This window comes from Streptomyces sp. TRD_SC_5, from assembly GCF_056836825.1.
Window position 1 is genome coordinate 4,373,457 of record NZ_JBWZZS010000001.1, and the last position, 23,986, is coordinate 4,397,442.

At 70.6% G+C, this 23,986-nt stretch carries 23 protein-coding genes; 10 read left to right on the plus strand and 13 right to left on the minus strand.

From position 1 onward, the window contains the following. Positions 1-13: 13 nt before the first annotated feature. Entirely contained in the window at positions 14-1,576 is a 1,563-nt protein-coding gene (locus AC1P0E_RS20290) for a hypothetical protein (protein WP_482743566.1), read from the minus strand. Between the two features lie 509 nt (positions 1,577-2,085). Between AC1P0E_RS20290 and AC1P0E_RS20295 the strand changes: the two genes are divergently transcribed. Continuing rightward, positions 2,086-2,859 carry a response regulator transcription factor gene (locus tag AC1P0E_RS20295; protein ID WP_482745830.1) on the plus strand — a complete coding sequence of 258 codons (774 nt, stop codon included), beginning with the start codon at positions 2,086-2,088 and terminating at the stop codon, positions 2,857-2,859. On the opposite strand, the gene tamR is transcribed toward AC1P0E_RS20295, so the two are convergent. Next, a complete protein-coding gene (gene tamR, locus AC1P0E_RS20300; RefSeq protein ID WP_093800490.1) occupies positions 2,818-3,315 on the minus strand; it encodes a MarR family transcriptional regulator TamR in 498 nt (165 codons plus the stop codon). The two genes, AC1P0E_RS20295 and tamR, sit on opposite strands and share 42 nt — an antisense overlap. A gap of 89 nt (positions 3,316-3,404) precedes the next feature. On the opposite strand from tamR, the gene AC1P0E_RS20305 reads away from it, so the two are divergent. The 6 genes from AC1P0E_RS20305 (at position 3,405) to AC1P0E_RS20330 (ending at position 8,248) form a co-directional block, all read left to right on the plus strand. Then, positions 3,405-4,202, plus strand: coding sequence for a trans-aconitate 2-methyltransferase (locus AC1P0E_RS20305; protein WP_482743567.1), 798 nt, complete (start codon positions 3,405-3,407; stop codon positions 4,200-4,202). A 178-nt stretch (positions 4,203-4,380) separates the two neighbouring features. Beyond that, positions 4,381-4,572, plus strand: a complete 192-nt coding sequence (locus AC1P0E_RS20310; RefSeq protein ID WP_482743568.1) for a hypothetical protein — start codon at positions 4,381-4,383, stop codon at positions 4,570-4,572. Between the two features lie 55 nt (positions 4,573-4,627). Beyond that, a complete protein-coding gene (locus AC1P0E_RS20315; protein ID WP_482745831.1) occupies positions 4,628-5,290 on the plus strand; it encodes a hypothetical protein in 663 nt (220 codons plus the stop codon). Further along, positions 5,287-6,246 (plus strand): DUF6895 family protein, encoded by a 960-nt coding sequence (locus AC1P0E_RS20320; protein WP_482743569.1) that lies wholly within the window; start codon positions 5,287-5,289, stop codon positions 6,244-6,246. The genes AC1P0E_RS20315 and AC1P0E_RS20320 overlap by 4 nt, the downstream gene beginning before the upstream one ends. Then, complete coding sequence (locus AC1P0E_RS20325; RefSeq protein WP_482743570.1) at positions 6,243-7,175, plus strand: DUF6895 family protein; 933 nt, start codon at positions 6,243-6,245, stop codon at positions 7,173-7,175. Before AC1P0E_RS20320 ends, AC1P0E_RS20325 begins: the two co-directional genes overlap by 4 nt. 11 nt (positions 7,176-7,186) lie before the next feature. Beyond that, the gene (locus tag AC1P0E_RS20330) at positions 7,187-8,248 is read left to right on the plus strand and encodes a serine hydrolase domain-containing protein (protein ID WP_482743571.1); all 1,062 of its coding nucleotides are present in this window, start codon (positions 7,187-7,189) and stop codon (positions 8,246-8,248) included. 20 nt (positions 8,249-8,268) lie between these two features. On the opposite strand, the gene AC1P0E_RS20335 is transcribed toward AC1P0E_RS20330, so the two are convergent. Then, a complete protein-coding gene (locus tag AC1P0E_RS20335) occupies positions 8,269-8,958 on the minus strand; it encodes a TetR/AcrR family transcriptional regulator (RefSeq protein ID WP_215134119.1) in 690 nt (229 codons plus the stop codon). After that, complete coding sequence (locus tag AC1P0E_RS20340) at positions 8,955-9,953, minus strand: acyl-CoA desaturase (protein ID WP_482743572.1); 999 nt, start codon at positions 9,951-9,953, stop codon at positions 8,955-8,957. The genes AC1P0E_RS20335 and AC1P0E_RS20340 overlap by 4 nt, the downstream gene beginning before the upstream one ends. Before the next feature lie 224 nt (positions 9,954-10,177). Between AC1P0E_RS20340 and ppc the strand changes: the two genes are divergently transcribed. Beyond that, a complete protein-coding gene (gene ppc, locus AC1P0E_RS20345; RefSeq protein ID WP_482743573.1) occupies positions 10,178-12,904 on the plus strand; it encodes a phosphoenolpyruvate carboxylase in 2,727 nt (908 codons plus the stop codon). A gap of 64 nt (positions 12,905-12,968) precedes the next feature. Here the strand turns inward: ppc and AC1P0E_RS20350 are convergent, their stop codons facing one another. The 7 genes from AC1P0E_RS20350 to AC1P0E_RS20380 all read right to left on the minus strand — a co-directional run bounded on the left by AC1P0E_RS20350 (position 12,969) and on the right by AC1P0E_RS20380 (position 19,554). Further along, positions 12,969-13,718 carry an LPXTG cell wall anchor domain-containing protein gene (locus AC1P0E_RS20350; protein ID WP_482743574.1) on the minus strand — a complete coding sequence of 250 codons (750 nt, stop codon included), beginning with the start codon at positions 13,716-13,718 and terminating at the stop codon, positions 12,969-12,971. A 193-nt stretch (positions 13,719-13,911) separates the two neighbouring features. Further along, positions 13,912-14,379, minus strand: a complete 468-nt coding sequence (locus tag AC1P0E_RS20355; RefSeq protein WP_482743575.1) for a hypothetical protein — start codon at positions 14,377-14,379, stop codon at positions 13,912-13,914. A gap of 65 nt (positions 14,380-14,444) precedes the next feature. Continuing rightward, positions 14,445-15,035 (minus strand): aminoacyl-tRNA hydrolase, encoded by a 591-nt coding sequence (pth, locus tag AC1P0E_RS20360; protein ID WP_482743576.1) that lies wholly within the window; start codon positions 15,033-15,035, stop codon positions 14,445-14,447. A 127-nt stretch (positions 15,036-15,162) separates the two neighbouring features. Next, positions 15,163-15,747 carry a 50S ribosomal protein L25/general stress protein Ctc gene (locus tag AC1P0E_RS20365; RefSeq protein WP_482743577.1) on the minus strand — a complete coding sequence of 195 codons (585 nt, stop codon included), beginning with the start codon at positions 15,745-15,747 and terminating at the stop codon, positions 15,163-15,165. Between the two features lie 192 nt (positions 15,748-15,939). Further along, positions 15,940-16,917, minus strand: coding sequence for a ribose-phosphate diphosphokinase (locus AC1P0E_RS20370; RefSeq protein WP_215134135.1), 978 nt, complete (start codon positions 16,915-16,917; stop codon positions 15,940-15,942). Positions 16,918-17,038: 121 nt separating this feature from the next. Then, the gene (gene glmU / locus AC1P0E_RS20375) at positions 17,039-18,490 is read right to left on the minus strand and encodes a bifunctional UDP-N-acetylglucosamine diphosphorylase/glucosamine-1-phosphate N-acetyltransferase GlmU (protein WP_482743578.1); all 1,452 of its coding nucleotides are present in this window, start codon (positions 18,488-18,490) and stop codon (positions 17,039-17,041) included. A gap of 191 nt (positions 18,491-18,681) precedes the next feature. Then, positions 18,682-19,554 carry a hypothetical protein gene (locus AC1P0E_RS20380; protein WP_482743579.1) on the minus strand — a complete coding sequence of 291 codons (873 nt, stop codon included), beginning with the start codon at positions 19,552-19,554 and terminating at the stop codon, positions 18,682-18,684. Positions 19,555-19,708: 154 nt separating this feature from the next. On the opposite strand from AC1P0E_RS20380, the gene AC1P0E_RS20385 reads away from it, so the two are divergent. Then, positions 19,709-21,031: a sensor histidine kinase gene (locus AC1P0E_RS20385; RefSeq protein ID WP_482743580.1), complete on the plus strand. Its 1,323-nt coding sequence runs from the start codon at positions 19,709-19,711 to the stop codon at positions 21,029-21,031. A gap of 582 nt (positions 21,032-21,613) precedes the next feature. Here AC1P0E_RS20385 and AC1P0E_RS20390 read toward each other — a convergent pair. Together AC1P0E_RS20390 and AC1P0E_RS20395 are read right to left on the minus strand one after the other, a co-directional pair. Next, positions 21,614-22,129: an SUKH-3 domain-containing protein gene (locus AC1P0E_RS20390; RefSeq protein WP_482743581.1), complete on the minus strand. Its 516-nt coding sequence runs from the start codon at positions 22,127-22,129 to the stop codon at positions 21,614-21,616. Between the two features lie 10 nt (positions 22,130-22,139). Further along, positions 22,140-22,670, minus strand: coding sequence for a YwqJ-related putative deaminase (locus tag AC1P0E_RS20395; RefSeq protein WP_482745832.1), 531 nt, complete (start codon positions 22,668-22,670; stop codon positions 22,140-22,142). A 327-nt stretch (positions 22,671-22,997) separates the two neighbouring features. Here AC1P0E_RS20395 and AC1P0E_RS20400 point away from each other — a divergent pair, with 327 nt between their 5' ends. Further along, complete coding sequence (locus tag AC1P0E_RS20400; protein ID WP_482743582.1) at positions 22,998-23,981, plus strand: SMI1/KNR4 family protein; 984 nt, start codon at positions 22,998-23,000, stop codon at positions 23,979-23,981. Positions 23,982-23,986: the final 5 nt, after the last annotated feature.

Below are 23,986 nucleotides of genomic sequence, written 5' to 3' on the forward strand. Positions count from 1 at the left end.
GGCAGTCGCAAGGTCACGGACGGCGGGACGCCACCACGGCCACGACGGCCGCCGGAATGAGGAGCAGGAGCAGGACCGCGACCACGGGGAGCGGATCGTCCCGCCGTGGCACGCCTCCCGCTCTCCGTGCGGTCACGGACTGGCTCGTGGGTGCGCGGGGCGTGGTCGGCGGCGTGGCGCGCACCCCGGGGGGCGGGGGGCCGATGCTCGCGGCCGCCGGGGGCGGTGGTGCGATGCCTGCGGCTGCGGGGGGCGGTGCGATGCCTGCGGCTTCGGCGGCACCCAGGCCGGGCGTGCCGGGGCCGGGGACTCCGAGGCCTGGGGCTCCCAGGCCGGGGACTCCGAGGCCGGGGGCTCCCAGGCCGGAAGCTCCGAGGCCGGGGGCTCCGAGGCCGGGCGCTCCCAGGGCGGGCACGCCCAGGAAGCCCCCCGGCACCGCGGGGCTTCCTGGGGCGCCAGGCGCCGGCACCGCGGGGGTTTCTGGCGTGCCGGGCGTGCCTGGCGCCGGTACTGCGAGGTCCGCCGGGCCGCCGCGCGCATCCGGCGCGGGCGCCCCGGGGGCTCCGGGCGTGCCCGGGACGCCAGGGAGTGCCGGCGGCGCTTGCGGCCCCGCCCCAGTCCCCGCCCCCGCCGGTGCGGCCCGGTCCAGCGGCGGAGCCTGGCCCGGTAGTGCGGCCCGGTCCGGCGGCGCGGCCCGGTCCGGCGGGGCCTCAGACCTCGCCGGCGGGGGCGGCGCCGGGGACGGCTGGGCCCGTACCGTGAACTGGGTTGCCGCACGGGCCACCAGCGGCGGAGGGGCGACAAGTTCGCCCTCCGTGCCAAGAGTGAAGAGCCCGTCGCTTCCCCGCACTTCGGGCGCGCTGTGGTACGTACCGGGCCGCAGGCCGTCCAGTTCCGCGACGCAGAGCACGGTGGCCCCTGGGGTCACGGTCTGAGGGGAAGCAGCGCGGCCCCCGCAGACGATCAGGGGCGGGTTCAGTGCCGTATCGGTGAGCCGCGCGTCGTAGACGGTGCGGTTGCCCGGATTGCCGATGGAGTACTGCACCACCGCACGCGGCCCCTCCACTTCGCGGACGGCGACAGTGAGTTCAAGGGCCCCGGCGACGCCCTGGTATCCGGCTTCGGCGGAGGCACTCGGGCGCAGCCCCAGGGAGGGGATCTCCGCGTGCGCGCCGACGGTGGCGGTGTGCCTGCCGGGAGCGGCGCTGACCAGCGACGTACAGGTGACGGAGGTCAGCCCGCGCATCCACAAGTCCCGGCCGCCGGGGCAGTCCACCGCCGCGCCGGGCACGCCGGGGTCGGTGAGGCGGACCCGGTGGAGGTCGGCACCCGAGCGGTTGGTGAGCCGATAGTGCTTGACGACGGGATGGCCGACGCGGATGCCGGTGTGTTCCGCCTCCCGTCCGGGCCGCGTGTTGACGGTCACCGACAGGTCAAGGGCATGGGCCCCGGCCCCGTCGGCCGCGGCCTGTGGGGCGTGGGCGGTCAACGGCCAGCCGACCGCATGCGCTGCCAGGAGCAGCGCTCCGGCGGTGAGCAGAAGCGTTCTGGTGCGGGTACTGGGCCTGACCCCCATGCAGGGCTTCCCTTCCCGGGTCCTCAGGTGTGCCGGACCGTGCCGGACTCCGGTCAGCGTCAGCCGACGGCCCTGGTGGAGACAGCCGGGAGGCCGGTCATTGCGCTGCCCGTGTGGTGAATACACCGTGATGGCGGACTCGCGGCCCACCTCAGGCCATGTCGTTGGAGCCGATGGATTCGTTCACCGGACACGGAACGTCGTTCTTTGTCGACTTCTGTCTCCATGCGAAACATGAGGCACACCTTGAACACCTCGGCGAATCAGTTCTGTGAATTGTCTTCCCCTCCCCGCCCCCGCCCGTACGCTGAAGCAGAGCGCCGGTGGGGGCCGGTGCTCGATCAGGGGGCGAGACAGTCGGGTACGTCGTCCGGGGTGGGCAGTGGTCGGTGCGCGGCGGCGGTCGCGCGTCCGAAGTGCCCTTTTCTCCGGGCGTCGTACCCGCACACGGTCCGCCTCTCCGGGGGTCCAGGGGGGACACCTCGGAACAACGCGGCATGGGGGTGTCTGTGGTTCGTATCCGGGTACTGGTGGTGGACGATCACCGCATATTCGCCGAGTCGCTCGCCGCGGCCCTCGCAGCCGAGCCCGACGTCGACGTGTCCGCGGCCGGCAGCGGCCCGGCCGCGCTGCGCTCCCTGGAGCGGGCGGCGGCGGAAGGCCGCAGATTCGACGTCATGCTCGTCGACGCGGACCTCGGCGCCGCGACGGTGCCGGCCGCCCGCGCCGTGCACGTCCCGGAGCCGGGCGAGGACAGCCCGGTGGACGGCATCTCCCTGGTGACAGGAGTCCGGTCGGGACAGCTCGCCGTCCGTTCGGTCGTACTGGCCGAGAAGGACGACCCGCGCCGCGCCGCCCTCGCCCTCCAGGCCGGGGCCGCGGGCTGGGTCGCCAAGGACTGCTCACTGCAACGCCTGGTGTCCGTCATCCGCGGCGTACTGCGCGACGAGACTCACCTGCCGCCCGCCCTTCTCACGGGCGTACTGCGCGAGTTGACCGCCGCCCGCAAGCACCGCACCGAGAGCGAGCGGCTCGTCGAGTCGCTGACTCCGCGCGAGCGCGAGGTGCTGCGGTGCATGGTGGCGGGGCTGGGCCGCAAGGCCGTCGCGGAGCGGCTCTTCCTCTCCCCGCACACCGTCCGTACGCACATGCAGAACGTACTGGGGAAGCTCGGCGTGCACTCCACCCTCGCCGCCGTCGCGCTCGCACGGCGCGCCGGGGTCGGTCCGGTGGACCTGGAACTAGCCCGGGATGTTGTCGAACGGGGCGGTCAACTGGCGTAGCAGCCCCGCCAGTTCCCCGCGCTGCGCGCGCGAGAGCTCGCCGAGGATGGCCCGCTCCTGCGCGAGCAGCCCGGCGAGCGCCTGGTCGGCCCGGTCCCGGCCCTCGGCGGTGAGCCGCACGAGGACGCCGCGCCGGTCACTCGGATCGGGCAGCCGCTCGACGAGGCCCTTCTTGGCGAGCCTGTCGATGCGGTTGGTCATGGTGCCCGAGGTGACCAGGGTCTGGGTCAGCAGCTGGCCCGGCGAGAGCTGGTACGGGTCGCCCGCGCGTCGCAGCGACGTCAGTACGTCGAATTCCCACGGCTCCAGCTGGTGCTCGGAGAAGGCTATGCGGCGGGCACGGTCGAGGTGGCGGGCCAGCCTGGAGACGCGGCTGAGGACCTCGAGTGGTTCCACGTCGAGGTCGGGGCGCTCGCGGCGCCATGCAGCGACCAGTCGGTCGACCTCGTCCTCCATGACGATCAGTGTAGTTGGTCTGTCGACATGAAGTCTCTTGGCGTCAAGTGTCTTGACGTCGAGAGAGTTGCTTGGCCAAGCTGCTGCTCATGACCGTACGACCGATCTGGGACCCACGGCAGTACCTCCGGCACGCGGACCACCGCACCAGGCCCTTCCTCGACCTCCTCGCCCGCGTCGACGCCACCGCCCCTGCCCGCATCGCCGACCTCGGCTGCGGCGCCGGCAACGTCACCGCGCTGCTCGCCGAGCGCTGGCCCGCCGCGCGCATCACGGGGTACGACAACTCCCCGCAGATGCTGGAGCAGGCCCGGCGGTACGCCGGGCCGCTCCTCGACTTCGCGCACGCCGACGCCGCGACCTGGGATCCCGGAGAGGCGACGTACGACCTGATCGTCTCGAACGCCCTGCTCCAGTGGGTCCCGGACCACGCCGACCGCTTCACGGCCTGGCTGGACGCCCTCACCCCCGGCGGCACCTTCGCCTTCCAGGTGCCCGGCAACTTCTCCGCTCCCAGCCACACCCTGCTGGCCGCCCTGCGCGACTCCCCGCGCTGGCGGGCCCGCCTGGGCGGTGCGCGAGGCCGGGCGGCGGCGGTGCTGGAACCCGGGGAGTATCTGACCCGCCTCACCGCGCCGGGCTGCGACGCCGACGTGTGGGAGACGACGTATCTCCAGATCCTGCACGGGGAGGATCCGGTCCTGGACTGGATGAAGGGCACGGCCCTGCGGCCGGTCCTGACCGCCCTCGCGGACGATCCGCAGGCGAGTGAGGACTTTGTCGCGGAGTACGCCGAGGCGCTGCGCGGCGCCTATCCGGCGGGTCCGCACGGCACGGTCTTTCCGTTCCGGCGCGTCTTCGCCGTCGCCCGGAAGGCGACCGCTTGAGGCCGACGGCTTGAGCTGACCGCCGGTCAGCTCACGAGCTGTTGCGTCCTCAACGAAAGGGAGTCCGGAGCCCCAGTGCCGACCTCAGCGCGCCGACCTCGCTCTTTTCTTACCGTTTGCACCCAAATGGCGCCCATGCAACGCTGGTTATTCAGCCGCAATAAGAGGAGATGGTCCCATGATCATGGACCGCACTTCCCCGGTCGAGACCGCAGCGCTGAACACCGAAGTGGAGGGGCTGCTGGACTCCGCCGAGCCGGAGGGCGTTTTCCGCGACACCCGAGAGTGCAAGGGCGGGTTCCTGCTCGCACTTCTGCTCATCGGCTCACCGCCCACGCCCCGCCCCAAGACGGACCCGAAGGCCCGTTGAGGAGGACGCGTTGGCTGAACAGTCGCAAGCAGCGGGCTCCGTCCCGCTGAGCGCTGTGGTCGCCGATGCCGCAACCGGAGTCGTCCTCGCCCTGCGGGGTGAGGGCGACCCATATGCGCTCTCCCGCCTCCTGCGGCAAGGAGACGCGCTGGCATCAGCGGCGATCCGGGTGCTGGGCGCGGACGCGCTCGCCCCGTACGCGCTGGACCACCGGGCAGCACCCGGTGGAGAGAACGACGAAGCGGTCGTCCGGGAGGCGCTGGCCGCCTTCCCGCCGGGCCCTGACGCCTCGGAGGTGTCGGTGTGGAGCTACCGGGGCCTGGTCGAGGCCTCGCACACCTTCCTGCCCGGTGGCGTGGGCCGCTGGCCGCGGCCACCGCGGGCCGCAGCGGCCTGGGTGACCGATGATCCTTGGCCAAAACTTTCCCATCGGGCGTCCCAACTGGCCGCGCTCGCGCTTCCCGGCCTCGCGCAGGACCTGGCCGACCGGCTGGCAACGCGCACCGACGACCTGTCCCGTGGCTTCGTCCGGGCGGTACGCCGCAGGGACTGGCTCCAGGCCGCCGGAATCGGGCGCTGGCTGGCCCGGCTGCCCGACGTGCCGCCGACGCTGGGCCTCGACACCGGGCTGGCCTTCGTGCGGCAGATGAGCGACGGCGACCCGAGGGTGGCGCTCCACGTCGTGGCCGCGCGGCAGTTCTACGGACGGGGTGGGTGAGCGGCGACCCGGCCGCCCCGGCGTCGCTGCTCGACCGCATGGTCGGCGACGGCCTGGGGTGGCTGCAGGGGGCGCGCGGCCATTTCCGGCTGCCCCCGAACGTCACGACCGACGCCGACCCCAACCTCACCCTCAAGCCGTTGGGCGAACTGGCCGAACTGACCCACCTCATCAGGACCGAACACCCCCGCGACGACCTCCGCCCGGTGGCGGACGAGCTGTTCGCCTTCGCCTGGGACGAGACGCGCGACGGCCAACTGTTCGCCGAGCTGATACGTGGTGAGCCGCACGCCACGTATCCGGTGGAGATCTACGGAGTCTTCGCCCGGGCCGGCCTGCGCAACACCGCCGTGGAACAACTGCTGGCGGCGACGACCGGGCTGCGCGGCTGGCGGGTGGCGCGCGAGGACCACACCCGTACGCTCGGTGTGCTCAACGCGGAGCGCCGCATCGGCCTGGCGCGGCACGCCGACTTCGAGGCCGTGCTGGCGCTGACCAATCTCGGCCTCATGCCGGAGCCGTGGGCGCTGGACCGCAAAGCGGCGTACGGCCTGACCCACGACGTCTTCCACCTCACCGACTGGGGCCGCGCCCGCAGCCGGCTGCCCCGCGCGCAAGCCGACTACCTGCGGCTGTGGCTCCCCGCCTGGCTGGAGAACTGGCTGGACGAGGAACTGTGGGACTTGGCGGGCGAGTTGCTCGCGGTGACGGCCTGTCTGCCCGCCGCTCCGTACGATCCGGTGGCCTGGCAGCGGCTGGCCGGCGCGCAGGCGGCCGACGGCCGGGTGCCCGAACTGGGAGCGGGGCCGCACCCCGCGGACCGCGCCGAAACCTTCACGTCCTGCTACCACTCCACCCTGGTGACCGCCTTCGCCGGCACCCTCGCCCGCATCGCCCTGGACGCGGCCGAGGGTGAGGAGAGGGTGCCGGTCCACGAAAGCGAGGTGGCCCCATGACAGCCGCAGCGACGCCCGCAGCCGCTCCTCCCGCGCTGCTGCACAGTGTCGGAGACCGGGCCCTGACCTGGCTCGACGAGCACCGCGAACACTTCCGGCTGACCGGACAGGACCGCGCCACCGGCAGAGGCGTCATCGAACGGCTCAAGCCCATCGGGGAGTTGGCGCTCAACATGCGGGTGCTCTTCCGGGAGGGCGTGGCAGGCTCGCGCCAGCACGCCCGCGCCGGGCAGCTGCTGGACTTCGCCTGGCGGGAGCTGCTGGACGGCGGCAATGTACTGGCCGCGCTTCAGCACGACGAACCGTTCTCGCCCGTACCCCTGGAGATCTACGCGACCTTCCACGAACTCGGATTCCGCCACCCCGAGCTGGAGTCGGCCGTGGAGGTGTGCCGCCGCACCCTCACCTGGCCGGCGCTGGACATGGTGCCCAACCGGCGGCTGAGCGTACTGGGAGCCGAACGCAGGATCGGCCTGCCCCCCAGCGGCGACTTCGACGAGGCCGTGAACAGGACCTGGCTCAGCCGGCTCCCCGAACCGTGGACAGTGCAGTACCACATCGCGTACGACATCACGCACACCGTCTTCCACCTCACCAACTGGGGCGAGGAGCCCGGCCGCATCCCCCCGCGGACCGCCGACTACCTCGCGCTGTACCTGCCGGCCTGGACCGAGGACTGGGCCGGCCTCGAACACTGGGACCTGCTCGGCGAACTCCTCGTCGTCGACGCGTGCCTGCCCCGGCCCGCCCTCGACGCGCGGGTGTGGGAGAGATACGCCGCCGCGCAGTCCGACACCGGCGCGATGCCCATGCAGCACGGGATGCCGGACGGCGACGCGGCGGAGGTCTTCGACGTCCTCCACCACCCCACCCTGGTCGCCGCGTTCGCCTCCGCGATGGCCACGTCCCGCGCGATGTCCAGCAGATGACAAGCCGGCACATGACGAGTCACCTCGCGCCGGCCGCCACGACACACGCCGACGCCTCGCTCGCGCTGCGCCTCGCGGACGCCGTGACCGCGATCGACGCCCCGGACGTCGTGCTCACCGTCACCCGCCACGGCCGGCGCACCACCGTCACCGGCGGCACCGCGCCCGCCCCGGCCGTGCCGCGCCACGGGCTGCGCTACGAACTGGGCTCGGTCAGCAAGACCTTCACCGTCCTGCTCCTCGCCCGGCTGGCCCGTACCGGAGTGCTGTCGCTCGACGACCCGCTCGCCGCCCACCTGCCGGACCTGCCTCTGCGCCACCCCGCCTCACGCCGCATCACCCTGCGCCACCTGGCCACCCACACCGCGGGACTGCCCCGCATCCCCGGCGACCTGATCCCCGGCGCCCTGCTGCATCCGTACGCCGACGCCTATGCCACGTACGACACCGAACGCCTCCTGCGCACCTTCGCCCGCACCCGGCCCCACCACCGTCCCGGCACCCGCTGGCGCTACTCCAACCTCGGAGTGGCGCTGCTCGGCCCCGCCATGGCCCGGGCCACCGGCACCGACTGCCCCACGCTGCTCACCCGCCACGTACTGCGCCCCCTGGGTCTCACCGGCACCACCCTCGGCCCCGGCGACCCCGCGACCACCGCCGTCGGGCACCGCAGGGACGGCAGCACACCGGTACCCGGCATCGGCATGGGCCCCTTCGTCACCGCCGGGGCCGTGCGCTCCACCCCCGGCGACCTGCTCACGTACCTCGAAGCACACCTCGACCCCGAGCCCACGCCCCTGCGCCTGCCGCTGCGCGACGTCCAGATCCCGCAACTGCGCCGGGGCCTGCGCCGCCGCGACACCCACACACTGACCTGGTTCCACCACCCGGCCCCCGGCGGACCCCTGCTCTTCCACGCCGGAGGCACCTTCGGCCAACAGGCCTTCCTCGGCTTCCACCCCGCCTCCGGGACAGGCATCGCCGCGCTGGCGACCCGCCGGGGGGACAGGCTGCGCCTGGTGGAATCGGCGTACGAACTGCTGTACGGACTCGCCGCCGACCCGGCGACCTGAACGCGTGCCTTGCGGGGAGGTCAGTTCTTGCGGTGGCCTATGAGGCGGGGTTTCGCCTCCAGGTTCTCCAGGCCGTGCCAGCACAGGTTGACCAGGTGCGCCGCGACCTCCGCCTTCTTCGGCTTGCGGACGTCCAGCCACCACTGGCCGGTGAGGGCGACCATGCCGACCAGGGCCTGGGCGTACAGCGGGGCCAGCTTCGGGTCGAAGCCGCGGGCCTTGAACTCCAGGCCCAGGATGTCCTCCACCTGGGTGGCGATGTCGCTGATCAGGGAGGCGAACGAGCCCGTGGACTGGGCCACCGGCGAATCCCTCACCAGGATGCGGAAGCCGTCCGTGTACGTCTCGATGTAGTCCAGGAGGGCGAACGCGGCCTGCTCGAGGAGCTCGCGGGGGTGGCCCGCCGTGAGGGCGCCCGTGACCATGTCCAGCAGGCGGCGCATCTCGCGGTCGACCACCACCGCGTACAGGCCCTCCTTGCCGCCGAAGTGTTCGTAGACGACTGGCTTGGAGACGCCGGCCTTCGCTGCGATCTCCTCCACCGACGTGCCTTCGAAACCCTTCTCGGCGAAGAGGGTGCGGCCGATGTCCAGCAGCTGTTCGCGGCGTTCCTTGCCGGTCATGCGGACGCGGCGGGCACGCCGGCTCGGAGTGGGCCTGCTCTTCTCGCTGTTGGTACTGCTGCCGTCGATCGCCACGTCACCAATCATGCCGCTTCGGAGGACTCGCTCTTGCTTCGGGAGTCGATACGTCGGGAGTCGATACGGTCCGCGCTCGGCCAGCGGACGTCGTACGCCCAGCCGGCCTGCTCGAACCAGCGGATCAGACGGGCGCTCGAATCGATCTGGCCCCTCATCACGCCGTGCCGCGCCGACGTCGGGTCGGCGTGGTGCAGGTTGTGCCACGACTCACCGCAGGACAGGACCGCGAGCCACCAGACGTTGCCGGACTTGTCACGCGACTTGAACGGGCGCTTGCCCACCGCGTGGCAGATGGAGTTGATCGACCACGTGACGTGGTGCAGCAGCGCGACGCGGACCAGCGAGCCCCAGAAGAACGCCGTGAACGCGCCCCACCACGACATCGTGACCAGGCCACCGACCAGCGGCGGGATGGCCAGCGACAGGATCGTCCAGTACACGAAGTCGCGGGAGATGCGGCGGATCGCCGGGTCCTTGATCAGGTCCGGCGCGTACTTCTCCTGCGACGTCTGCTCCTCGTCGAACATCCAACCGATGTGCGCCCACCACAGGCCCTTCATGAGGGCCGGCAGGGTCTCGCCGAACCGCCAGGGCGAGTGGGGGTCACCCTCGGCGTCCGAGAACTTGTGGTGCTTGCGGTGGTCGGCCACCCATCGGACGAGGGGCCCCTCCACCGCCATCGAGCCCATGACCGCCAGGGCGATGCGCAGCGGGCGCTTGGCCTTGAAGGAACCGTGGGTGAAGTAGCGGTGGAAGCCGATCGTGATGCCGTGGCAACCGAGGTAGTACATGAAGACCATCAGGCCCAGGTCGAGCCAGCTCACACCCCACCCCCAGGCCAGCGGCACAGCCGCCAGCAACGCGAGGAAGGGGACGATGATGAAGAGGAGAAGCGCGAGCTGCTCGACGGAGCGCTTGGACTCCCCGCCGCGCGTGGCGGAGGGGGCCGAGGTGTCGTTACCCGCCTCACGGGCGTCTTCGAGCACGTCGGGACGAGTGGTCATGGGGTCCCCTGTGGGGTGAGGGAGGTGGTGGAGGCTCTGGCCGTGAAAGCTTTGACTACGGCTACGGATGCGTAACCTACGGCGTCGTAAGTATGGCAGCGCTTTGCCCGGCGGCAAGAGGCCGCGGGGAACCGGTTCGGCCGCGCCGCATATCCTGGGTCGCGTCGGACAGCGTGGTCCACATAACCTCCAGACGTGCTCAAACACTGCAAGGAGCCGCACCTGTGAGCAGTGCCGACCAGAACTCCAACACCAGCGCGGAGCTGCGTGCCGACATCCGCCGCCTCGGCGACCTGCTGGGCGAGACGCTCGTACGGCAGGAAGGCCACGAGCTCCTCGAGCTGGTGGAGCGGGTGCGCGCCCTGACGCGCACCGACGGCGAGGCCGCCGCCGAACTGCTCGGCGACACCGACCTGGAAACCGCAGCCAGGCTGGTGCGCGCCTTCTCGACGTACTTCCATCTTGCCAACGTCACCGAGCAGGTGCACCGCGGTCGCGAGATGCGCGCCAAGCGCGCCGAAGAGGGCGGACTCCTCGCCCGTACGGCGGACAAGCTCAAGGACGCCGATCCCGAGCACCTGCGCCACACCGTGAAGAACCTCAACGTCAGGCCCGTCTTCACGGCCCATCCGACCGAGGCCGCGCGCCGGTCCGTACTGAACAAGCTCCGGCGCATCGCCGAGCTCCTCGAAACCCCCGTCATTGCCTCCGACCGGCGACGCCACGACCTCCGTCTGGCCGAATCGATCGACCTCATCTGGCAGACGGACGAGCTGCGAGTCGTACGTCCGGAGCCTGCTGATGAGGCGCGCAACGCCATCTACTACCTGGACGAGCTGCACGCCGGCGCGGTGGGTGACGTCCTGGAGGACCTCGCCGCCGAGCTGGAGCGCGTGGGCGTCGAGCTGCCCGCCGGCACCCGGCCGCTCACCTTCGGCACCTGGATCGGCGGCGACCGCGACGGCAACCCGAACGTGACGCCTGCGGTGACGTGGGAAGTGCTGATCCTTCAGCACGAGCACGGCATCACCGACGCCCTGGAGCTCGTCGACCAGCTGCGCGGGCAGCTGTCGAACTCCATCCGCTACACCGGCGCCACCGAGGAACTGCTGGCCTCGCTCCAGGAAGACCTGGAGCGGCTGCCCATCAGCCCCCGCTACAAGCGCCTGAACGCCGAGGAGCCGTACCGGCTCAAGGCCACCTGCATCCGGCAGAAGCTCGTCAACACGCGCGAGCGCCTCGCCAACGGCACCGCGCACCGCCCCGGCATCGACTACCTCGGCACCGGCGAGCTCATCGCCGACCTCGCCATCGTCCAGACGTCGCTGCGCGAGCACCGCGGCGGCCTCTTCGCCGACGGCCGCATGGACCGTACGATCCGCACCCTCGCGGCGTTCGGACTCCAGCTCGCCACCATGGACGTACGCGAGCACGCCGACGCGCACCACCACGCCCTCGGTCAGCTCTTCGACCGGCTGGGTGAGGAGTCCTGGCGGTACGCCGACATGCCGCGCGACTACCGCCAGAAGCTCCTCGCCAAGGAACTGCGGTCCAGGCGGCCGCTCGCTCCGACACCCGCGCCACTGGACGCCGCCGGGGAGAAGACGCTCGGCGTGTTCACCACCATCAGGGAGGCGCTGGAGCGCTTCGGGCCCGAGGTCATCGAGTCGTACATCATCTCGATGTGCCAGGGCGCGGACGACGTCTTCGCCGCCGCCGTACTGGCCCGGGAAGCGGGTCTGATCGACCTGCACACCGGGTGGGCGAAGATCGGCATCGTGCCGCTGCTGGAGACCACGGACGAGCTGCGCGCGGCCGATGTCATCCTCGACGAGATGCTCGCCGACCCGTCGTACCGGCGGCTCGTCTCCCTGCGCGGCGACGTGCAGGAAGTCATGCTCGGCTACTCCGACTCGTCGAAGTTCGGCGGCATCACGACCTCGCAGTGGGAGATCCACCGCGCCCAGCGCCGCCTGCGTGACGTCGCGCACCGGTACGGCGTACGCCTGCGGCTCTTCCACGGCCGCGGCGGCACCGTCGGCCGCGGCGGCGGCCCCTCGCACGACGCGATCCTCGCGCAGCCGTGGGGCACGCTGGAGGGCGAGATCAAGGTGACCGAGCAGGGCGAGGTCATCTCCGACAAGTACCTCGTGCCGTCCCTGGCCAGGGAGAACCTGGAGCTGACGGTCGCCGCCACCCTCCAGGCGTCCGCGCTGCACACCTCGCCCCGCCAGTCCGACGAGTCGCTCGCGCGCTGGGACGCCGCGATGGACACGGTCTCCGAGGCCGCGCACACGGCGTACCGCAAGCTCGTCGAGGACCCGGACCTGCCGGCGTACTTCTTCGCCGCGACGCCCGTCGACCAGCTCGCCGACCTGCACCTCGGATCGCGCCCCTCGCGCCGCCCCGACAGCGGCGCCGGGCTCGACGGCCTGCGCGCCATCCCGTGGGTCTTCGGCTGGACGCAGTCACGGCAGATCGTGCCGGGCTGGTACGGCGTCGGGTCCGGCCTGAAGGCGCTCCGCGAGGCGGGCCGGGACACGGTCCTGGACGAGATGCAGGAGAAGTGGCACTTCTTCCGCAACTTCCTCTCCAACGTGGAGATGACGCTCGCCAAGACCGACCTGCGCATCGCACAGCATTACGTCGACACACTCGTCCCGGACGACCTCAAGCACGTCTTCGAGACGATCCGCGCCGAGCACGAGCTCACGGTGGCAGAGGTACTGCGGATCACGGGCGGCGAGCAGCTGCTGGCCTCCAGCCCGGTGCTCCAGCAGACGTTCGCGATCCGCGACGCCTACCTGGACCCGATCTCCTACCTCCAGGTCTCGCTGCTGGCCCGCCAGCGCGCGGCGGCCGAACGGGGCGAAGAGGCGGACCCGCTGCTGGCCAGGGCGCTGCTGCTCACGGTCAACGGTGTGGCGGCCGGCCTGCGCAACACGGGCTGACCGGGCGCGACTGACACGGAACGGCGGTGGCCCGAAAGGGACCACCGCCGTTCTGCGTCGCGGGTCAGGTGCGGCGGGCCGTCCGGCGACGCGCCACCAGGTAGCCGCCGCCTGCGACCAGAGCGGCCGCGATCGCCGCGAGCATGCCGACAGGCGCACCGCTGCCGGTCTCGGCGAGGTCGCCGTCACTGTCGCCGTTCGCGGACGGGGCCGCAGCGGAGGCGGCCGGCGACACCGAGGCCGGCTCGGCGGCGGGCGCCTCGGAGGACTCGCCGGCGGGCGTGTCCTCGGACTCCTGCGCCGGCTTCTCGACAGGCTTCTCGCCCGGCTGATCAGCCGGCTGATCAGCCGGCTTCTCGGCAGGCTTCTCACCCGGCTTCTCGTCCGGCTTCGCGTCGTCGTCGCCACCCGGGCACTCGGACCAGAAGACCTTGTGCTTGGCCTTGCCGTGCTCGCCGTCGAAGTTCCAGAACAGCTTGTAGTGGCCGTCGGGGAGCGTGATGTCCTCGGTGCGCTCGTGGCCTTCGCCGTCGAGCGTCAGCGATCCGGACTTCACCTGCTCGCCCTTCACGCCGGCGGTCGGGGCCCAGGCCTCGATGCGCCAGTCGACCTGCTGACCGGCGTCAAAGCCGAAAGCGTCGAGGTAGAAGGAACAGACGTGGGGCTCGTTCTTGCGGAGATCTTCACCGGTCTTGGCGTCGTGGATTTTCACGGTGCCGTTGTCGCCGGACGGGGTGGCGAAGGCGGTGGGAGCGGCGGACAGCGAGAGTGCCGCTGCCGTCACCACAGCACCGATGGAAGGAGATACGCGCATGGGCAGTCCATCGTGAGAGGGGAGGATGCCGTGGGGGGCGGCTCAGCTTCCTGTTAACGCGCCGAGCCCGTCAAGGTGCGTTGTGACGCTTCCGTACCCAGAACGTCCACTCGTCCGGGTAGTCCTCGGTAACGATCGGGTGAATGCGGTACTCCGCTTAAGGCCGCCGGTGCCAGGAGCTCACGGCCCGGACTCAGAGCGCGATGAACGCCGCCCCCAGCAGCGCGCCGCCCGTCAGCGCGGACGCCCACGCCAGCCGGGTCATCCGCAGGCCGCCCGCGATCACCAGCGCCGCCAGCAGCAGCGCGCCGCCCAGTGGCGCCCAGGCGTGGAGGATGCCGGGGGCCCCGGCGCGTACCGCTTCCGTCGTGCCCGGCTTGAGGACGACCGGGAGCTTCGTGTCCTTCTTCGCCGCGATCGACTTGCCGATCGTCACGCGCGGATGGTCGGGCGTACTGCCGTCGGGGGTGTACGGACCGGTACACGTCTTTGCGCCGCACGCGCCCACGGTCAGCGTGCCGTGCTCCCGTCCCTTGGCGAGCATGACGTGCTGGGCCGTCTCCCAGGAGGAGCGGACGCCGGCGACGAGCAGCAGCAGGGCGATGCCGGCCATCGCCGCCCGACGGGCGTACAGGAGGGCTTGGGTCCGCTTCGAGGCCATGGACCGCGATCCTTGGCCATACGACCGCGCTCGGTCAACCCATGGCCAAGGCGGCGGTCGAATTGTCAGGAGTTGTACGCGGTCTGCGCCCGCTCGAGCCCCTCGGTCACCAGACACTCCACCGCGTCCGCCGCCCGGTCCACGAAGTAACCCAGCTCCTTGCGCTCCGTCGAGGAGAAGTCCTTCAGCACGAAGTCGGCGACCTGCATACGCCCCGGGGGACGCCCGATCCCGAAACGCACCCGGTGGTAATCGGGCCCCATCGACTTGGTCATCGACTTCAGGCCGTTGTGGCCGTTGTCCCCGCCGCCCAGCTTCACGCGCAGCGTGCCGTAATCGATGTCCAGCTCGTCGTGGATCGCCACGATGTTGGCCGTCGGCACCTTGTAGAAGTCACGCAGCGCCGTGACCGGCCCGCCGGACAGATTCATGTACGACAGGGGCTTGGCCAGCACCACACGCCGGTTGGCCGGGCCCGGCGCACCCATGCGGCCCTCGACCACCTGGGCACGGGCCTTGTGCGCCTTGAACTTCGCCCGCATGCGCTCCGCGAGCAGATCGGCGACCATGAAGCCGACATTGTGCCGGTTGGCCGCGTAATCAGGACCCGGATTGCCCAGACCCACGATCAGCCAGGGCTCGGCTGCGTCCGTCATCTGCATGTCTCCATGTCTCAAGGTCTCCTGCATGCGACTTCACACGCCTTCATACGCCAGCCGCCGTCCCGCGCACAGAAGCGCGGAACGGCGGCTGGACGAAGAACAGCGAGGCGAGCGGCGAGGCTCAGGCCTCGGCGCCCTCGGACTCGCCCTCGGCCGGGGCCTCCTCGGCCTGCGGGGCCAGAACCTGGATGACGATGGCGTCCGGGTCGGTGACCAGGGTCGTGCCCTCGGGCAGCGGAACGTCCTTGGCGTGGATCGAGGCACCGGCCTCGAGGCCCGCGATGGAGACCGTGACGGACTCGGGGATGTGCGTGGCCTCGGTCTCGACCGACAGCGTGTTCAGCACGTTCTCGAGCAGGTTGCCACCCGGGGCCAGCTCGCCCTCGGTGTGGACGGCGACCTCGACCGTGACCTTCTCGCCCAGCTTGACCGCGAGCAGGTCGACGTGGGTGATGGTGCGCCTGATGGCGTCACGCTGGATGGCCTTCGGGATGACGAGCTCGGTCTTGCCGTTGACGTCGAGGCTGAGCAGCGCGTTGCTGGTCTTGAGCGCCATCATGAGGTCGTGACCCGGAAGGGAGACGTGTACGGGCTCGGCGCCGTGGCCGTAGATGACACCGGGAACCTTGTTGGCGCGGCGGGTCTGACGGGCAGCGCCCTTGCCGAACTCGGTACGGACTTCAGCGGCGATCTTGATCTCAGCCATGGCTGCACTCCTCGCAGGTGACGAAAAACGGATGGGTCACCCGGCCACGAAACGGCCTGCTACGAAGAGCGCGTCGATAACGGATGCGCCGTACTGAAATGAGTACGGCCTCCCTCGCCGAGCAACTCAGGGAGTCTACCCGGCGGGAAGGCCGTACCAGAAATCGATCAACGGATCAGACCGTTACGACGGTTACGACTGCTCCTCGAAGAGGCTCGTGACCGAACCGTCCTCGAACACCTCACGCACCGCACGCGCGATCGTCGGCGCGATCGAAAGCACGGTGATCTTGTCGAGCTCCAGTTCGCCCGGGGTGGGCAGCGTGTCCGTGAAGACGAACTCGCTCACCTTGGAGTTCTTCAGGCGGTCGGCCGCAGGCCCGGAAAGGATGCCGTGCGTCGCCGTCACGATGACGTCCTCCGCACCGTTCTCGAACAGCGCGTCGGCGGCGGCACAGATCGTGCCACCCGTGTCGATCATGTCGTCGACCAGGACGCAGATACGGCCCTTCACGTCACCCACGACCTCGTGGACGGTCACCTGGTTGGCGACGTCCTTGTCGCGGCGCTTGTGAACGATCGCCAGCGGCGCGTCCAGACGGTCGCACCAGCGGTCGGCGACCCGCACCCGGCCGGCGTCCGGCGACACGATCGTCAGCTTGGAACGGTCGACCTTCGCCCCGACATAGTCCGCGAGGACCGGAAGCGCGAAAAGGTGGTCCACCGGGCCGTCGAAGAAGCCCTGGATCTGGTCGGTGTGCAGATCGACCGTAACGATGCGGTCCGCGCCCGCCGTCTTCATCAGGTCGGCGATCAGACGGGCCGAAATCGGCTCGCGACCACGGTGCTTCTTGTCCTGGCGGGCGTAACCGTAGGACGGGACGACCACAGTGATGCTCCGGGCGGAAGCCCGCTTCAGAGCATCGAGCATGATCAACTGCTCCATGATCCACTTATTGATCGGAGCCGTGTGACTCTGGATCAAGAAACAGTCGGCGCCGCGCGCCGACTGCTGGTAGCGAACGTAAATCTCACCATTGGCGAAGTCGAAAGCCTTCGTCGGCACGAGGTCGACACCCAGCTGGTGCGCGACCTCCTCGGCCAGCTCGGGGTGGGCGCGGCCGGAGAAGAGCATCAGCTTCTTCTCGCTGGTCGTCTTGATCCCGGTCACAGCACTGTCTCCTCGGACGTGAATCATTGCTGCTGCGCCCGCACGCCTTTGAATCGCATACGAGCCAGCCGAATTGTGTGCACCTATCACGGTACGCCGTGAACGACGTACCTGTTTCCGGTCAGCTTTCGCCTTCAGCCACTTCAGCCGCCGACTGAGCCGCCTGCGCGGCAGCACTTCCCGGACGCTTTCGAGCCACCCAACCCTCGATATTCCGCTGCTGCCCACGGGCGACGGCGAGAGAACCGGGCGGCACATCCTTGGTGATGACGGAGCCGGCAGCGGTGTACGCGCCGTCCCCGACCGTGACAGGCGCCACAAACATGTTGTCCGAGCCCGTCCGGCAGTGAGAACCGATCGTCGTGTGGTGCTTCGCCTCACCGTCGTAGTTCACGAAGACGCTCGCGGCGCCGATGTTCGTGTACTCGCCGATGGTCGCGTCGCCGACGTACGACAGATGCGGCACCTTCGTGCCCTCGCCGACGACAGCGTTCTTCATCTCCACATACGCACCGGCCTTGGCCTTCGCGCCGAGCTTCGTACCGGGCCGCAGATAGGTGTACGGGCCCACACTCGCCCCCTCACCGACCTCCGCACGCTCCGCCACCGTGTTGTCCACACGGGCGCGAGCGTGGACGACGGTGTCCGCCAGCCGGGAGTTGGGCCCCACCTCACAGCCCTCACCCAGGTGCGTCGCACCGAGCAACTGCGTACCCGGATGCACGACCGCGTCCTGATCGAACGTCACCGTTACGTCGATGAACGTCGAGACCGGGTCGACGACCGTCACACCCCCGAGCATGGCGCGCTCCAGCAGCCGGGTGTTGAGCAACCTGCGCGCCTCCGCCAGCTGGACGCGGTTGTTGATGCCCAGAATCTCCCGGTGATCGGCCGCAACCGCCGCACCCACCCGGTGACCGGCCTCCCGCAGGATGCCGAGTACATCTGTGAGGTATTCCTCACCCTGACTGTTGTCCGTACGGACCTTGCCGAGCGCGTCGGCGAGCAGCCGCCCGTCGAACGCGAACACCCCGGAGTTGATCTCCTTGACCGCGCGCTGCGCGTCGGTGGCGTCCTTGTGCTCGACGATCGCAGTGACAGCGCCACTGTCCCTGTCCCGCACGATCCGCCCGTACCCCGTCGAATCGGGAACCTCGGCGGTCAGCACGGTGCACGCGTTGCCGTCGGCGGCGTGCGTCTGCGCGAGGCGCGCCAGGGTGTCGCCGGTCAGCAGCGGCGTATCACCGCAGACGACGACCACGGTGCCTTCGACACCACCGCTGCCGAGCTGCTCCAGGCCCATGCGCACAGCGTGCCCGGTGCCCTTCTGCTGCTCCTGTACGGCGGTGCGGACCTCGGCGTCGATCTCGCCGAGGTGCGCGGCGACCTGCTCACGGGCGTGGCCGACGACCACGACGAGGTGCTGGGGGTCCAGCTCACGGGAGGCGGCGACGACGTGGCCGACGAGCGAGCGCCCGCTGATCTCGTGCAGGACCTTCGGGGTGGCCGACTTCATGCGGGTGCCCTCACCCGCTGCGAGGACGACGACGGCGGCCGGGCGATTGGCGCTCACGGTGATGCCCTTCGGCTTCGGGTGGTGGACACCCGCAGGATACCGGGGGGTGTCATGCCCGAAACGCGCGCGGGTCCTGACCGGTGTGGTCAGGACCCGTATAAGTGAGCTCCCCTATCAGGATTTGAACCTGAACAGACGGTACCAAAAACCGTAGTGCTGCCTGATTACACCATAGGGGAACGATCTGGTTAAACCGGACATTCGGCCGGGGTTGCCGGATCGACACCACACACTATGCCGTACCAAGCGCCTTCCATGCGACGGTAGAGGTCGGCGCTTTTCGTGACGTAGATGCTCAGGCAACCCCGGTACGCGTCGCCTGTGTTCTTGCGGACAGTCTTGGGGTTGTGCCGCTTGAGCATTGCCTTGTTGAAGGCGGAGGGTGCCACGCCTGCGATCTCCGCCCAGAACTGTTCGGCTGCAGATACGTCAGCCGATTCGTGAATGCTGACGGAGAGACGCAGGCGCTCCCGGGGCACCTCGAGCAGGTCGAGCCATCGCAGGTAGAGCTTGATCACATTCGGGTCGCTGTTGATGAACTTGAGAGACTCGCGCCGGTCGTACGACTTGTCCTTGCCGCCCTCGGCCCAGTAGAGCGTGACACCGGCGAGGAAGAGTTCGCGGTCCGTCAGCGTGCCGACTGCCTCTGTTGCGGCACGCTTGGTCCTCTCCCGCTCGATTTCACGCCGCTGGTTCGTCACCTCCCAGCCGCGCCGGGCGATAGCGGATGCCTCCTCCCGCGTCCGGGGCGGCGGCTTCGGCAGGTCTCGTACCCACAGCGAGATCGAGCTCTTCGAGCAGCCCAGTTCCAGCTGGATCTGGTCGTACGTGAGGCCCTGGAGCCGGAGTTCTCGCGCCTTCGCCCGCAGGTCGTCCTTCGCGTTCGGGCGCTTCGTCCAGTCGGGGGCGGGTTCGCCATCTAGGAGGCGGTTGAGGATGTCGTTGTTGTCGACCTGGATGCGGTCGCGGATCTGGCGGCGGCTGAGGCCTTCCCGTCGCAGTGCGACGGCCTGCTCGCGGAGGCCTTCGAAGTCGGCGTACTTGCCGAGGATTTCCGTCATGCGAGCAGCCTGTTCGGTATGCGGACCCTTGGGGTCGAAAGCGCGGTCGATTCAACAGTTCGTGTGGACAACAGATGTTTCGCGGGCCAACGGCTGTTTCCGTGGTCACGTGGTCTTCGGATATTGGGTGGCGGCCGCCCGTAGGGTGGATGGCATGACCGTAACGGGGGCAGACCAGGACGCCACGGGCATGACCGCCCGGCGTTACTGGTGGTGGGACAGGCGGCGCAGTGTCGTTCTCGATGTGGGGCTGGCGCTGGTTTCGGCGCTCGAGTGTGCGGTGGAGGGTGTGAGGTTCGCGGGGGACGCGGGGCTGCCGGTTCCGTTGGGGGTGGTGTTCGGGCTGTTCGCGGGGTCCGTGCTGCTGGTGCGGCGGCGGTGGCCGATCGTGGTGGTGCTGGTGTCGATCGCGGTGACGCCGGCCGAGATGGCTTTCCTGATGGGCATCGTGTCGCTGTACACGCTGGCCGCGTCGGAGGTGCCGCGCCGGATCATCACGGTGCTGGCGGCCATGTCGCTGGCCGGGACGCTGATCGTGACGTTCGTACGGACCCAGCAGGACGTGGCGAACGCGGCTGACGGGGACTTCAGGCCCGGTCCTTGGTACGTGCCGCTGGTGTCGCTCTTCCTGTCGCTGGGGCTGACCGGGCCGCCGGTGTTGTACGGGCTCTATATAGGGGCGCGGCGGCGGTTGATGGAGAGCTTGCGGGAGCGCGCGGATTCGTTGGAGCGGGAGCTGTCGCTGCTGGCGGACCGGGCGGAGGAGCGGGCCGAGTGGGCGCGTACGGAGGAGCGGACTCGGATCGCGCGCGACATGCATGACGTGGTGGCGCACCGGGTGAGCCTGATGGTGGTGCACGCGGCGGCGCTCCAGGCGGTGGCGCTGAAGGACCCGGCCAAGGCGGTGAAGAACGCGGCGCTGGTGGGGGACATGGGGCGGCAGGCGCTGACGGAGTTGCGGGAGATGCTCGGGGTGCTGCGTTCGGGGGAGCAGACGAGGCGCAGTGAGTCGGCGGTTCCGCTGGCGGCGGTGGGTGCGGCTGCTGCGGCGGCTGCGGCTGCCGAGTCGGAGGACGGGCCGTGTCTGGCGGATCTTGAGGCGCTGGTGGGGCAGTCGCGGCAGGCGGGGATGGTGGTGGAGTTCTCGGTGGAGGGCGATCCGGTCGCCTGCGGGGCGCTGGTGGAGCAGACGGCGTACCGCGTGGTGCAGGAGGCGCTGACGAACGTGCACAAGCACGCGGCGGGTGCGAAGACGTGGGTGCGGCTCGCGCACCGCGGCTCGGAGGTCGCGATGCAGGTGGAGAACGGGCCGTCGGACGGTGGTACGGCGGACGCGGGGCTGCCGAGCGGGGGGAACGGGCTGGTGGGGATGCGGGAGCGGGTGACGGCGCTGGGTGGTGTCTTTGTGTCCGGCCCGACGGAGACGGGCGGCTTCCGCGTCTCGGCGGTGCTTCCGGCCCGCCCGCGCGGGGGGTAGCGAGCGCCGGCTCGGTGGGCGCGGCGGGGCGATGCGGCTCGGTGTGCCCGGCGCGGGTGCGAGTCCGTCGCGTGGGGGGTTGGCTCGCTGGGGATGCGTCCCTGGCTGGCGGCGAGTTCGGAGTACGGACCGACGACCGGCTGCGGGACCCGGATGCTGCGGCGGGGCTGCGGCCGGGGGCGGCGCTGCGTGGAGCCCCCTCTACGTGCCCCTTCCCCGACGCGTCCCTTCCCGCTGTGACACCTGGGCCCGTGCGCCATGTCGCGGTGCCGGGAGGGAACGTGCCGGGGCGCCCGCCGGGCCCCGCTCTCGCACTCCACGGTGCCGGGAGGGGACGTGCCGCGACGCGCCTCACCCCGCGTCGCACTCCACGGTGGCAGGAGGGGACGTGTCGGGGCGCTCCCCGCAGGGCGTTGAACGCAACCACCCCAACGAATCCCGACGTACCCGAACGTTCGACGCCCGAGGAGACGCCCCGGCGCGGCACCGACCCCGAAGCCACTGCCCCGGCGCCCCCGCAAAAGGCACCGACCCCAACGCCCCCGCAAACCGCGCGGGCCGCCGTACCCCCCGCCGCACGGACTACGCGGGGGCCAGCCGGTTCGGCTGGGTGCCGGTGACCAGGGTGGACAGGGCCTGGTCGACATCGGGGCCCAGGTACCAGTCGCCCGTGTGGTCGAGGCTGTAGACGCGCCCCTCCACGTCGATCGCGAGTACCGCCTGCCCGTCGTCCCCCGCACCGCCGAGTTCCGTGCCCAGCGGGCAGACCTCCGTGCCGAGTGCCCGGCCGAGGTCGGCGAGCGTACGCGCATGGTGCAGCCCGCTCAGCGGGTCGAAACGTACCGGCGTCGGAGCGATCTGCCGCCCGGGGCCGGGGGGTGCGACGAGCAGGCCGCCGAACTCGGCCCAGGCCTCGACCGCCGCCGGGAAGACGCTGTGCCGGTGACCGGCCGGTGAGGTGTGTGCGCGCAGGGTGTCGGCCCAGTGCTCCGCCTGCCGTATGTCCCAGCGCCCCGGCTGCCAGCCGGCTGCGCGCAGGGCGGCGTCCACGGCCACGGGGAAGCGGGTGGTGCTGGTGTTACTGCTGGGGCCCGGCATCGGCTGCGGGTCAGCCCTTCTCGGTAGTGGTCGCGGTCGGGTCTACGGCACGTACGCCGAAATGGGCGAGCATCGGCGTACAGGAACGGCACGGTGGGGCGTAACTGCCGTGCAGCGGGTCCCCGTCCTCGCGGATGCGGCGCGCTGTGAGCTTGGCGTGCTTCAGGGAGCGGCGGGCCTCGCCCGTGGTGAGGGGTTTGCGGGAGGCGCGCTTGGAGCGTGATCCCTCGGTGGCGGTGATGTGCCGCGAGAGGAGGATCGCTTCGGGGCAGCGTCCGGTGAAGCGTTCCCGCTGGCCGCTGGTGAGGGTGTCGAGGAAGTCCTGGACGAGCGGGTGCAGCGGGGGTGGCTGGTCGCCTCTGCCGGCGGTGCATGTGAGTGTGTCGGCGCCGCGTACGGAGAGTGCGGCGGCGACGGTCGGCAGGATGCCGTCGCGGCGGTGGCTGATCGTGGGCACGCGGGTGGGCTCGGTGCTGCTCCAGCTGAGGCGCGGGTCTCCGGCGGCCGCCGTGGGGGCGGTCTCGCTCGCGGTCGCCGCCATCGCGGTCGCAGTCGCCGGGGTTGTAGCTGTCGTGGTCGTGGCCGTACCTGTCGGTGTTGTCGTAGCGGCTGTCTGTGCAGTGTGCATGGTGGTGCTCCCCTCCCGTGCCCGCGGCGGGTAGCCGCTGGTGTGCACGCCCCCGCGTTGCTGGGACAGCCTGCCAAATGTGTCCACTGGTACGGAAGCTGGGTCGGTGAATCGTGTACGTGTGTCGCCAGGTGGTGACCCCGGTGTGACGGTTCGTTACGCAAGGCGAGGGGCGGGACCGCCTGTTGTCCCAACGCATAGGCTGTGCGAACCAGCCAGACGCAGCAGGGGGCATCCGCCATGACGACAGGTCGGCTCGGGCAGCAAGCCGCGCCACCGAATGCGGCCTACGCCGGGCAGCTCGTGCATTTCCCGGACCCGGTCCGGGCCTCCCGCCACCCCCAGGGTGTGCGTGTGGACGAGGGCGGCTTTCCGGTTTTCACGCCGTACGCGCGTGCCGCCGCGGAGATCGCCGAGCCCCCCGAGGGCTTCGGCGTCGACGAACTGCGGCTTACCGACTACGTGTCCGCGAACGCGGCGCTGGCCGCCGCCGGGCACGAACTGTGGGACACCATTCCGGCGGTCGCCACCCCGCACGGCTGGACCTGGCACCACGTGGCGGGCACCCGGCGCATGGAACTCGTACCCGTTGAGGTGAAGGCGCTGCTGCGCCACCATGGCGGGATCACGACGGCCGCCGTCGACCAGGACAAGCGCGGTACGCGACCGCTGCAGGAGACCCGGCCGGCTCACTTCGGTCTGCCGAAGGGTTCCGTAGCGGTGAGTGAGCAGCAGATCCTGGGCGTGGAGGAAGACCTCGGCTACCGCCTTCCGGGTGCGTACCGGTCCTTCCTGAAGGCGGCGGGCGGCTGCGCGCCGGTGGGCGCGGCGCTGGACGCCGAGCTGGGGCTGCTGGTGGACCAGCCGTTCTTCACGGTGCGGGACGAGGCCGCGGTCAATGACCTGGTGTACGTCAACAAGTGCTTGCGCGACCACATGTCCAAGGACTACCTGGGTGTCGCTTTCGTGCAGGGCGGCCTGGTGGCGGTGAAGGTCAGGGGCGAGGGCGTCGGGTCGGTGTGGTTCGTCGCGTACGACGATGCCCGTGACCGTGACGGCTGGACGGTGCACGAGCGCGTGGAGCGGCTGCTGCTGCCCTGCGGTGACGACTTCGACGCCTTTCTGCAGCGGCTGGCGGGCAATCCGCCGGAGCTGGAGACCGTGGCGAACCTGATGGTCGACGGCGGCTTCGCGCGCGCCGTCCCGGTTTCGGACGAGAGGTGACGGTC